General features: G+C 48.1%; 8 protein-coding genes. 7 read left to right on the forward strand and 1 reads right to left on the reverse strand.

All coding sequences use genetic code 11. The annotated features are described in order from the left end of the window. Window positions 1-4,305 (forward strand): trifunctional serine/threonine-protein kinase/ATP-binding protein/sensor histidine kinase (locus IQ260_RS19265; protein WP_193994726.1); only part of this gene is annotated, 4,305 nt, incomplete at its 5' end. Between the two features lie 21 nt (window positions 4,306-4,326). Here the strand turns inward: IQ260_RS19265 and IQ260_RS19270 are convergent. Further along, a complete protein-coding gene (locus tag IQ260_RS19270) occupies window positions 4,327-4,686 on the reverse strand; it encodes a winged helix-turn-helix transcriptional regulator (protein WP_193994727.1) in 360 nt (119 codons plus the stop codon). 220 nt (window positions 4,687-4,906) lie between these two features. On the opposite strand from IQ260_RS19270, the gene IQ260_RS19275 reads away from it, so the two are divergent. The 6 genes from IQ260_RS19275 to IQ260_RS19300 form a co-directional block, all read left to right on the forward strand. Continuing rightward, entirely contained in the window at window positions 4,907-5,527 is a 621-nt protein-coding gene (locus IQ260_RS19275; protein WP_193994728.1) for an isochorismatase family protein, read from the forward strand. A gap of 102 nt (window positions 5,528-5,629) precedes the next feature. Next, the gene (locus tag IQ260_RS19280) at window positions 5,630-6,613 is read left to right on the forward strand and encodes an alpha/beta hydrolase (RefSeq protein ID WP_193994729.1); all 984 of its coding nucleotides are present in this window, start codon (window positions 5,630-5,632) and stop codon (window positions 6,611-6,613) included. 169 nt (window positions 6,614-6,782) lie between these two features. Further along, complete coding sequence (locus tag IQ260_RS19285; protein ID WP_193994730.1) at window positions 6,783-9,263, forward strand: CHASE2 domain-containing protein; 2,481 nt, start codon at window positions 6,783-6,785, stop codon at window positions 9,261-9,263. Next, on the forward strand, window positions 9,260-10,054 hold the full coding sequence (locus tag IQ260_RS19290; RefSeq protein ID WP_193994731.1) for a hypothetical protein: 795 nt from the start codon (window positions 9,260-9,262) through the stop codon (window positions 10,052-10,054). The genes IQ260_RS19285 and IQ260_RS19290 overlap by 4 nt, the downstream gene beginning before the upstream one ends. Window positions 10,055-10,226: 172 nt before the next feature. Then, window positions 10,227-11,165, forward strand: coding sequence for a Fic family protein (locus tag IQ260_RS19295; protein WP_193994732.1), 939 nt, complete (start codon window positions 10,227-10,229; stop codon window positions 11,163-11,165). Between the two features lie 70 nt (window positions 11,166-11,235). Continuing rightward, window positions 11,236-11,591 (forward strand): leucine-rich repeat domain-containing protein (locus IQ260_RS19300; protein ID WP_407657745.1); only part of this gene is annotated, 356 nt, incomplete at its 3' end.

Here is an 11,591-nt window from a genome sequence, read left to right on the forward strand (position 1 = left end):
AAGACAAAAATCTTGGCTGCGGTGGGCGTCAATGGCCAAGTTATTTTAGAGGTGATTCCAGAACTAAAGCAGCTGATTGGAGAACAACCAGCGCTATCAAACCTGTCGGGCAGGGCGGCTCAGCAACGCTTTAACCTGATTTTTAGTAATTTTGTGCAGGTTTTTACCAGCAGGGACCATCCGCTAGTAATCTTTTTAGATGACCTGCAGTGGGCCGATTTAGCCTCATTAAATTTGCTGCAACGATTAATGGATGCTACGGCATTGGGGACGGATAACAGATATCTGTTGGTAATCGGCACCTATCGAGATAACGAAGTATTTCCGGCCCATCCCCTGGTGCTGGCTCTCAATGATATGGAGCGCCACGGAAAAACCATTCATACGCTGACTTTAGCCCCCCTAGATGCATCCGATATTGATCAATTGGTGGCAGACACCCTGAGATGTTCGGTGGATAGGGCCCATCCCCTTGCCCAGCTGATCTATCAAAAAACCCAGGGCAATCCATTTTTCACCACACAGTTTTTACAAGAACTCCATGAGCAAAGCTGTATCGCTTTTGACGCTGATGCAGGGTTTTGGCAGTGCGATCTCTCACAGGTGCGACAGCTTTCTCTCACCGAAGATGTGATGACATTCATGATGAGGCGGCTGCAAAAGCTATCCCCATCCACTCAACAGGTTTTAAAACGTGCCGCCTGTATTGGTAACGGCTTTAACTTGACGATCTTAGCAGCGATTTGTGAGTTACCTCAAGATCGTGTGGCCACAGAACTGTGGTCTGCCCTGCAAGAGCAGCTAATTATTCCAGAAAATGAAACCTATAAAATTTTTGGCATTGCGGATTCTCAGGATGACTTCGGCTGTGAGAGACTGTCCAATGGCAACAGCTATAGGTTGGCCCATTCCCCAAATCAGCAATCGCATTCTTTTCAAGGAGACGGGGCTAATAAAATCGCCATTGAGCCTGTTGTTGCGCGCTATCGTTTCCTTCATGACCGCATTCAACAAGCGGCCTATGGATTAATCCCAGATAACCAAAAGCAGATTGTCCATCTAGAAATTGGACGATTGTTATATAAAACAGCCTCAGACACCCAGCTTGAGATTGACCTGTTTGATATTGTTAACCACTGGAACAGAGGTCTTGAGCTAATCGATAATCCAGCAGAACGACATCAGCTGTGCCAGCTGAATCTAACGGTAGGACAGCGCGCCAAAGCCGCCACCGCCTATGAATTAGCTGAACAATATGCTATTGCCGGGATACAGCTATTGGGCAACTGGCAAACAGAGTATGACATGATGCTGGCACTGCATGAGCTAGCCGCAGAAGTCACCTACCTCAATGGCGAGTTTGATCAAGTCCAGACATGGACAAACCGTGTGATACAGGGCTCTAGCCATTTTTTAGATCAGATCAAGGTTTATGAAATTCAGATCCTTGTAAAGATTGCGCAAAAACAGCTGCTTGACGCAATTGAACTAGGGCGACAGGTTCTCCGGCAGCTAGATATTGATATTCCTGCAACTCCAACCGACGCCGATATCCAACGAGCATTGGCTACAACGGCAACATTGGTTCCCCACAGTGAAATTCACTCCCTAGCAGAATTGCCCACAATGACCGACAGGCGGGCGCTAGTCGCATTAACTATTCTGAATACAATCGCTGCAACCGTTTATCTAGCCCAGCCAAAACTCGTTCCTTTAATTGTGTTAGAGCAAGTTAAGCTATCGGTTATCCATGGCAACTCACCGATATCAGCAGGTGCCTATGCGCGCTACAGCTTCATTCTATGTAGTCAGGGTAATGATATTGCATCAGGCTATCAGTTTGGCCGTCTGGCCCTAGCCCTATCTGAGAAGTTTAATGACAAAGCTATCAATACCCGCGTATTTTTGATGGTGGGTGTCCTGACAATCCCCTGGAAGCACCATCTCAGCGAAAGTCTGCCATTGCTAAACAGAGCCTATGAAGAGGGGCTAGCATCCGGTAATTTAGATGGTGCAGCGTTGGGTCATTACTACAACAGTCAATCTTCTTATTTGATTGGGCAGGAGCTACACGACTTGGAACATCAGGTAGCTGTTCGCAGCCAACAACTACGACAAATCAAACAAGAATTACACCTTAACAACAACGAGCTGCTGCGCCAGGTCATTTTGAATTTACTAGGCAAATCTGACACAGCCTGTTGTTTGGTGGGGGAGGCATTTAATGAAAAGCATATGCTGTCCCAGTACAAGTCTGCTAGCAATATTCTGGGGCTATACTGCTTCCATTTACACAAGCTCCTGCTCTACTACTGGTTTGAGCAGCCTAACGAAGCTGCTGAACATGCAATCCTAGCTACGGAGTATTTAGCGGGTGCAATAGCACAGGCTACAGTTCCTCTCTTTTACTTCTATGACTCATTAGTGGCGTTGGCTCAGCATGGCAATGATCCTTGCTCAGAGCAAAGAACAATTTTGGAGAAGGTCAACAACAATCAAGCAAAATTGGAGTATTGGGCAAACTTTGCTCCTGTGAATTTTCAACACAAACTCAATTTAGTAAAGGCCGAGCAGAGCCGCGTTTTAGGGCAGAAAGCTAACGCGATTGAAGCCTACGACCGAGCCATCAGTGGGGCGAGAGAGGCTGGCTACATCCAAGAAGAAGCCCTTGCCAATGAACTGGCGGCTAAATTCTACTTGGACTGGGGTAAAGAGAAAGTAGCGGCAAGCTATCTTCAAGATGCCTACTACGGCTACGCTCACTGGGGAGCTACAGCTAAAACTGACGATCTTGCAAAACGCTATCCCTATTTGCTTCAGTCTATCCTTGAGCAAGCTACGCCAGCAACAAACCTGTTGGATACCCTAGCTACGATCGCCTCTCCCACTCTGACGGTTGATGCCAAAGCAGTTGACAGTTACTCTTTATTTAGCACGACCAATACTACCCTTGACTTTGCATCAGTACTAAAATCTGCTCAAGCGATCTCAGATACGATTTTATTGGATAGATTGCTACGCCAGCTGACCCAGATCATACTGGAAACGTCTGGAGGCGATCGCTGTTTTCTGGTACTACCTGATGACGATGGCCGCTGGCAGCTGAGGGCGATGGCAACACCTGATGGCATTCAGCTGTGTACTACTCCCTTAGCTGACAATCTAGAGGCTCCCGTTAAACTCATCCAATATGTCAAACATACCCAAGCGGGGGTGGTAGTTGATAACCTAGCGACAGATTTACCTATTGTTGATGCGTACTTGAATCAGCACCAGCCTCAAAGTGTTTTATGTTTGCCAATGTTGCACCACGACACTATTGTGGGGGTACTGTATCTCCAGAATCAATATATCCGTGGCGTCTTTACTAATGATCGCATTCTTGTGCTCAGCTTTCTCTGTACTCAAGCTGCGATCTCAGTAGAAAATGCCCGGCTTTATCAGCAGGCCCAAACCTATGCCCAACAGCTGGAAGCATCACAGCTGCAGCTAGTACAACATGAAAAAATGTCAGCCCTGGGTAATCTTGTGGCGGGCGTTGCCCACGAGATCAATAATCCTCTTAGCTTTGTCGGTGGCAATGTCAGCGAGCTGCGACTGTCAATAACTGATATTATCCATTGTCTACAAGGCTACCGTGATGCGTTTCCTAATCCGGGTGAAGAGATTCAAACATTGTGGGACGAAGCTGATATTGATTTTGCCCTAGCCGACATTCCCAAAATACTGACCTCTATGGAGACAGGATGCGATCGCATTCGCGCCATCAGCAATAGCCTGCGCATGTTCTCCCGTACCGATACCAATACTAAATTTAAGGCCAACATTCATGAAGGGTTAGACAGCACCCTATTAATTTTAAAGTATCGTCTCAAAGCCAAAAATTTTCGGCCTGAAATTGAGATTGTAAAACACTACGGTGATCTATCAGAGGTGAGCTGCTTTCCAGGTCAGCTAAACCAGGTGTTTATGAATATTGTTGCCAATGCTATTGATATGTTTGACGAAATGGCTGAAGAACAATCATATGAGTATCTTGAGGCTAACCCTCAGATACTCACGATTTGCACCCGTGTTGTCGATAGTGGTGTAACCGTCGAAATTGGTGATAACGGTAAAGGAATGAATGATGAAACCTGTGCCAAAATCTTTGAGCGCACGTTTACTACGAAACCTGTGAATAAAGGAACAGGGCTAGGGTTAGCTATTTCTCGCCAAGTTATTGAGGAAAAACATGATGGTCGCTTGAGCGTAAGCTCATCTTTGGGAAAAGGGACGGAATTTGTCATCTATTTACCAATGTAGGATCTAGTTCAGGTGTCGTCACTACTGACTGGGGTTGCTTTCTCTAGCTCTTCTCACCTCATCGAAATAATCAACCGACCATTGGCAAAGCGACTGCAATGGCTCAACAAGGGTTTCTCCTAGGGGCGTTAACGAGTACTCAACCATTAATGAGGGCGTTGTGAATTCTTCCCGCCTTACCAGGCCATCTTTTTCCAAGTTCCTTAACGTTCGAGTGAGCATCCGTTGAGAAACTCCTCCAATTTCTCGCTGTAACTCTCCATAACGTCTTTTGCCACGAGACAAAACATAAATAATGGCTGTTATCCACTTATCTGAAACAAGATCAAGCGTTTGTCGCAGATAGGGATGTGTATCCAGAATTGAAGGGAATTGCTCCATAGGACTCAAAATAAAACGCTACGTACATCTGTGTGCCTACTTGCCAACTTTAGGCTTGAGTCACATAATAAGCCGCGAAGGTATTCCAGTACAGATTGGCAAATGTAAGATCTACCTATCATGGCGACTGGGAATGTTGCACCCAGTCCAGAAATTGCAGAAATGTTTCTAAATGGTTAGCGACTAAAGAGAACTAGTAAACCCTACGACAGGCTCAATTATGACCACACCTGGTTTCTTTACCCAAGATAGTGCAGCCATGCTGCTGATTGACTATCAAGTTGGCACAATGCAGTTGATTAAAAATCTGCCACTCCCTAATGTCAAAAAAAATGCGATCGCACTTGCCAAAATAGCCAAGGCTTTAAATCTTCCCGTTGTGCTCACTAGCAGTCAGGAAGACCGGTTTCAAGGCCCAATTATCGATGAACTGGCCGAGATTCTACCTGATGCCTATGACTCTAGAATCAAGCGTACAGGCATTGTCAATGCTTGGGACGATGAGAGCTTTGTTAAAGCGGTCAAAGATACCGGACGTAAGCAGCTTATTATGGGGGGCGTAACCACGGATGTTTGTTTGATCTATCCATCAATTACAGCGGTCCAAGATGGGTTTGCAGTACAGGCCGTGATGGACGCCTCAGGCTCTCCTTTTCACCTGTCAGAACAACTTTCCCAGCAGCGAATGCACGATGCCGGTGTTGTGTTGACGGCAACCAATACGTTGCTGGCTGAGCTAGTGCAGGATTGGAGCCGACCAGAAGGGGTGGAATTGCAAAAGCTATTATTTGAAGACTTACTGCCAGAAGAGTTTATTAGAGGCAATACAACGCCCTACTAAAAAGATTTCAGGCACTAACACAATAAATAGAATCTTCTGAGAAGATTCTATTTATTGAAAACAATCTCTAGGGAAAATCTACGGAATTAATGAGTGGACTGTATGAAAGACGATATTTTTGCCAAGATGACGGAGGATACTCGTGCCCTTGTGCAACAAATGCAGGCCAATGCATCGCCGTCGCCTAACGCTGATTTTGTGCTGTCAGCTCGCGATGGATATCGACAGATCATTTCGCTAGCTGGATCAGTTGAAGAGGTAGAAACGATTGAGCACTATCAGGTTACTACAGCTACACCGGCTATCCCGGTACGTCTGTATAGGCCACGTAGACCACAATCGGAGGGTGCGTCACCCCTACCGGCGCTTGTCTATTTTCACGGTGGCGGGTTTATTAGTGGCGATTTTGATACCCACGATCGTCCGCTGCGAGCCCTGGCCAACGCCAGCGGTTGTGTCATCGTAGCAGTCAAGTACCGGCTGGCACCGGAGTTTCCCTTTCCAGCAGCACCAGATGATTGCTTTGCAGCATTGCAATGGGTGATTCAGCAAGCAAAAGAGCTGCGGATTGATGCCTCTAAAGTTGCAGTTGGGGGCGATAGTGCAGGTGGGTTACTGGCTACCGTTGTATGTCTGATGTGTCGCGATCGCAACTTAAGTCAACCCATCGCACAGATATTGATCTACCCAAACACTGACCTAGCAATTGATACCGCTTCATGGCATGAGCTAGACTTTTTACATCCTGCGCAATCACGCGAAAACTTTCTCAGCCAAGTGGCGATGTATGTGCCTGAGCCTCACCAACGTGGGCAACCCTATACATCCCCATTGCGTGCCCCTGACCTTTCAGGTCTAGCACCGGCTCTGATGATCACAGCCGAACTGGATGCTCAATGTGACGAAGGTGAAGCGTATGCACAGCGATTGCGAGCTGCGAGCTGTCTTGTCACACACACCCATTATCCTGGCGTCTTACACGGTTTTTTTCAAATGGGCGGAGTGATTGCATCAGGAAGAGTCGCAATTACTGAGATTGCATCCTATCTGCGCCTTCATTGCCGTTACGGCAGATCGGCAGTGTAGCCAGCGCTCGTGCGGCCAATGTCATGAATAGGAACTCAGTCTAGCCCTATGGGTACCGTTGATACTGCTCGGCAATGGGCTTTAGTATGGATTGCGTGAATAAGCTCCCAGTCCTTAGGGCTAGGGGCCAGTAGTAGCGTCAATCGCTGGGGCAATTCCTAGTTCAGACATGGTTCAGACCTACCGCCTTGCCATTACCCATATTGAGCAGACCTGCCTGGTTGAACTAACCTGGGGCGATGGCATGCAGCTAACCGCGACGCTGCCCTATCCCAAGGAGCTGATGCGGCTATATCAACAGTGGCAGCGGGATTATTATCGCTACTATCGCACCCTGCCTACCCTTGATGCGGCTGCGGCTACTGACACAAGCGGCAGTGCAGACGGCCTGGGTCTCCGTGCCCGCGTTGGTGCGGTCGGTCAGGTACCGGTGGAGCCCACTGATTTGCGCAGTCAGCTAGCCCAGGCAGAAGTGCGACTGCTCAATACCTTTCATCGCTGGCTAGAGAGTCGCGAGCTGCTGGAAATTCGCGGACGATTGAGAACTCCGCCTGGGGATAAATCAGGCAACAACACCCTGTTTATTACCTGCTCCACAGCAGACCTGCGACGGCTGCCGTGGGAGACGTGGGAGCTGACGCGAGAATTTGGCCAGGGACCGGCCATTGGCATTGCCCGCTTGCCGATCAATAGTCCTGTGGCGGCTACCCCCTTGAGGAAACAACGCGGCAAAGCTAGAGCCCTAGTCATTATTGGCGATGATACGGGGCTGGATTTTCAGGCCGATCTCAAGGCGATGGAGCGTCTAAACAAGCTGGTGGTGACTGAGGTGGTGGGTTGGCAGCCGGGGAAAAATCCCCACGGACTCATCGATCGGATTCGCGATCGCATCCGCCACCCGGACGGCTGGGACATGCTGTTCTTCTTTGGCCATAGCAACGAAGCGGCGGAGCTAGGTGGGGAAATTGCGATCGCACCCAACACAGCCCTTTCTATCCGCGATCTTGAAGCAGACCTGAGTACCGCCAAGCGCCATGGCCTCAAGTTTGCTCTGTTTAACTCCTGTAAGGGGCTGGACATTGCCCAGCGGCTGGTGGCCCTGGGGCTAAACCAGGTAGTGATTATGCGCGAGCCCATTCATAACCAGGTGGCGCAGTATTTTTTACTCCAGTTTTTGCAACACTTAGCGCAGTTTGAGACCGTTCAACAAGCGCTGCAGCAGGCGGCTAAGGCGCTCAAGTCTGAAAAGAATATCGCCTATCCATCGGCTTACCTAGTGCCGTCATTGTTTAGCCATCGGGGTGCAGAGCTGTTTCAGCTGCAGCCCGTGGGCTGGTGGGCCAAGCTGGGGACGCTGTTGCCCAGTCGGCGACAGGGGATGGTGCTGGGTGCGATCGCAATTCTCTCGTTGTTGCCCTCGGTGCGAGATCGGCTCATGGCCAGTCGTCTGTGGACCCAGGCGGTCTATCGTCATGTCACCAGTCGTCCGCTGAAAGCAGAGGTATCTCCACCCGTATTGCTGGTACATATTGACAAAGAATCCATTGCCCGTGGGATTCCTGACGGTAGAGCCAAACCGATCAATCGAGACTATTTGGCATCGCTGTTAGACCGGGTCGTTGATTTAGACGCCCAATTGATTGGCATTGACTATCTGTTAGATCGACGGCAGGACGAGAACAACCCAAAGCTAAAAGAAAAAATTGAAAAAGCTGTTAGTCAAGGCCGCTGGCTGGTATTGGCAAGTGTGCTAGATAAAGGTAAAGAGACTCTACCCCAAGCCGAATTGGCAGATCCTGCCTGGTCCATGTCTGGATATGTCAATGCTCATCCGTGGACTCTAAAAGCCCTACAGATTGGTCAGTATTGCAACAGACGTTGTCCTTTTGGCTATCTGCTAGCCGTTACCCAAACAGCTCTAAACAGCCCATCGAACCAAAGCCCAACGCCAGCGCTGGATAATAGAGGCGATCTGCGTCAAGATCTGTTTTCGACAATAGAGCAGAACAATACTTTTCTAAAACTCAAAAAGCTCTCATACTATCGCCTATCACCAATTTTTAGCCTGTCACGCTGGATAGAACAACGATGGTTACAGCCCGTACTGGATCTCTCTTTACCTCCAGATCATATATACGAGCGGATCTCAGCCCATCAGTTACTAGAGCAGAATCTTCAGAACTTGAATACTCAGTATGATTGGCGAAACAAGATTGTCTTAATTGGCTCTGGTGGCTATTCAGAAGCTGGTTTGGACAGCTACAATGATTATCAACCAAATCCACCAGCTACTCAGTTCTGGCGAAATCAGACCCAGGATCCAAACGAACTGATAACAGGAGTAGAGTTCCACGCCTATACGATTCATCACTTTCTTTCTGACCATAAAGTGATTCCGATTCCGGTCTTTTGGATGGCGGGCATTGGTGCGATCATAGGGGCTACTTCAGCACTGGTATTAAAACGTCGTAAACATTTACGCTCCTACCGTTGGTTGGGGTTAGTAGGGTTTAGCTTTGGCTATGGACTAATCGGAGTTGTCATACACAGTACCGCATCAATTTTGTTACCCTGGCTGTTGCCTACGGCAGCTGTATGGGTTTATCACGTACCGAATTTACAACATTCACATCAGGAGAAACTGCGATGAATTTTGAGGGTAAATCTATCTGTCAGGTAGGAGTAATAACTGGGTTGATGCTAGCTATAGGACTGGCGGCGGATGTTCAGGCTCAGCAGGCTTCTTATGGTTTTCTTAAAAAGTTAGACAAGGTTTGGGATCGAGTTGTTAGGGATGACGAGCACAAAGAGCCACCACAGTCTTCACAAGCTTCGTCTGGCATCCGTAATCGGTTAGAAAATATTTGGAGCCGAATTGTTAGACAGGATGAGTATAAGGAGCCGCCGCAGACATCGCGAGGAGATTTGTGTGCGATCGCACCCTCTGTACCAGGTGCTGAGACATCAACGATCTGGCATAATCAGCCGGTGATTGCGCTGCAGCCTGGCTCAGTCGAAAAAGTATCCCTGCGAGTGGCTGACTCAGAAGAGGCCTTTTGGGACTATGTACTGTCTGACGATGACAACCATGTGGTATATGACGGTGAGCCGTTGATGCCAGGGCAAACTTATGTTGTGGGGCTGCATGCGATCGCAGATTTTGGGCCAACGTCAGAGGCGGAGTTTGAAGTTCTGCCAACGGCAATCCGCGCATTGATAAACAATGGCCTGAGAGTAGCCGTTTTGGAGGATGATCCTATTTTTGAAGCTGTTTCTGACAGCGAAAAGCAGGCAATCCAGCAGGCTGAGTATTTTGCAGAGCGCGGTTTACCCTACGATGCGATTCAAGCCATGTTTAGCGTCAGTTCTCCATCGGCTGCCCTACTGGCTGGACAAGAGCAGATGCTGAAAGAAACCTGTCAGCCTGCACCTACTGATTGATGGTGAGTGCAGGCTCGTCAAGTTTCTGTTCTCTTAGTAATGCCTTATTTGTATCTCATGAAAGATTGAATCCATCTACTCACATCGGTTAAATACATAGGTTTACAAAGAACTAGCTCAAACGTGGTCACCGAGTACAATGACGGCAATATCTAGAACCGTCGTTACTTCTGTGTCTATCTGTAATACGTCCTGTCCCTATGATCAATTCATCGCGGCTCTGAAAGCGCGAAAAATTTGGGATGTGGGTACGTTGATTCAGCAGATGCTAGGGGACTTTGACGGTATGTCCTTGACTGAGAAATATGCTCAGGTAGATAAGCTTAAAGGCTGGCTCGATAGCTTTCGTCCGTTGCCGTCTACGGTGGTAGCGGAGCTAAAACAGCTGTTTGATGTGCGGTTTACATACAATTCTAATGCGATTGAGGGCAATACCCTGACCCAGAGTGAAACGCAGCTGGTGTTGGAAAAGGGGATTACCGTCGGTGGTAAAACGCTGATCGAGCATTTGGAGGTGGTCGGGCATCGAGATGCGATTGACTATGTGGAGTCGCTCGCGCAGCAGGAAACTAAGATTGGCGAGTGGGAGATTCGGCAGATCCATAGTCTACTGTTTATGGTGATTGACCGGGCAGAAGCAGGGCGCTATCGACAGCTGGATGTAAAGGCGGCTGGGACGGAATATACCTATCCGCCCCACTATTTGCTGCCGGAGCTGATGGCAGAGTTTGTTGAGTGGTTAAATTCAGATGTTGCTCAGCAGATGCACCCGATTGACTATGCAGCAGAGGCCCACTGTCGGTTTGTGGGGATTCATCCATTTCGGGATGGAAATGGGCGAACGGGGCGATTGTTGATGAACTTGTTGTTGCTGCGGTTTGGGTATCCAGTGGTGGTGATTAGTAATGAGCGACGGAAAGCGTATATTGAGGCACTAGTGGAAGCGCAGCAGCGAGAGAGTTTGGGGTTATTTCAAGAGCTGATGTTAGAGGCGGTGCGGGAATCACTAGTGGAGGTATTGAGAGTTGCTGTGACAACGGCAGAAAGTCAAAACAAAAGCAATAATTTTTATGGTGAAATCCTCGCCTTTCTGAATGATTTTCAGGCATAACAACTGCTTGCTGCTTTTTTTGTTTTTATTCTTTCTCTCAGTCATCATATTTTTATAGGTACTGATCATCATGTCATTAGACCCATTTGCAGAAGCAGAGCAGCGAATCCAGCAAGCGTTCGCGACAAAAGCAAACGTTCTCGACCTATCATTTTTAAATCTGGATGCTGTACCAACGTCAATTAGTAATCTCTCCAGTTTAACGGAGCTTTACCTCGGCGCAAATCAGCTGACAACCGTGCCCAAAGAACTCGGAAATCTCTTCAATCTAACTTTGCTTGACCTTGGCAAAAATCAGCTGACAACCGTGCCCAAAGAACTCGGAAATCTCTTCAATCTAACTTGGCTTGACCTCGGCAAAAATCAGCTGACAACCGTGCCCAAAGAACTCGGAAATCTCTTGAATCTAACTTGGCTTGACCTCAG

This window comes from Leptolyngbya cf. ectocarpi LEGE 11479 (assembly GCF_015207065.1).
Lineage (GTDB): Bacteria > Cyanobacteriota > Cyanobacteriia > Phormidesmidales > Phormidesmidaceae > Leptothoe > Leptothoe ectocarpi.

What these genes read in the sequence shown, in the direction of transcription:
- IQ260_RS19290 (WP_193994731.1), top strand. Translation starts at nt 9,260, where the DNA reads ATGAATTTTGAGGGTAAATCTATCTGTCAGGTAGGAGTAATAACTGGG.
- IQ260_RS19270 (WP_193994727.1), bottom strand. Translation starts at nt 4,686, where the DNA reads ATGGAGCAATTCCCTTCAATTCTGGATACACATCCCTATCTGCGACAA.
- IQ260_RS19275 (WP_193994728.1), top strand. Translation starts at nt 4,907, where the DNA reads ATGACCACACCTGGTTTCTTTACCCAAGATAGTGCAGCCATGCTGCTG.
- IQ260_RS19285 (WP_193994730.1), top strand. Translation starts at nt 6,783, where the DNA reads ATGGTTCAGACCTACCGCCTTGCCATTACCCATATTGAGCAGACCTGC.
- IQ260_RS19280 (WP_193994729.1), top strand. Translation starts at nt 5,630, where the DNA reads ATGAAAGACGATATTTTTGCCAAGATGACGGAGGATACTCGTGCCCTT.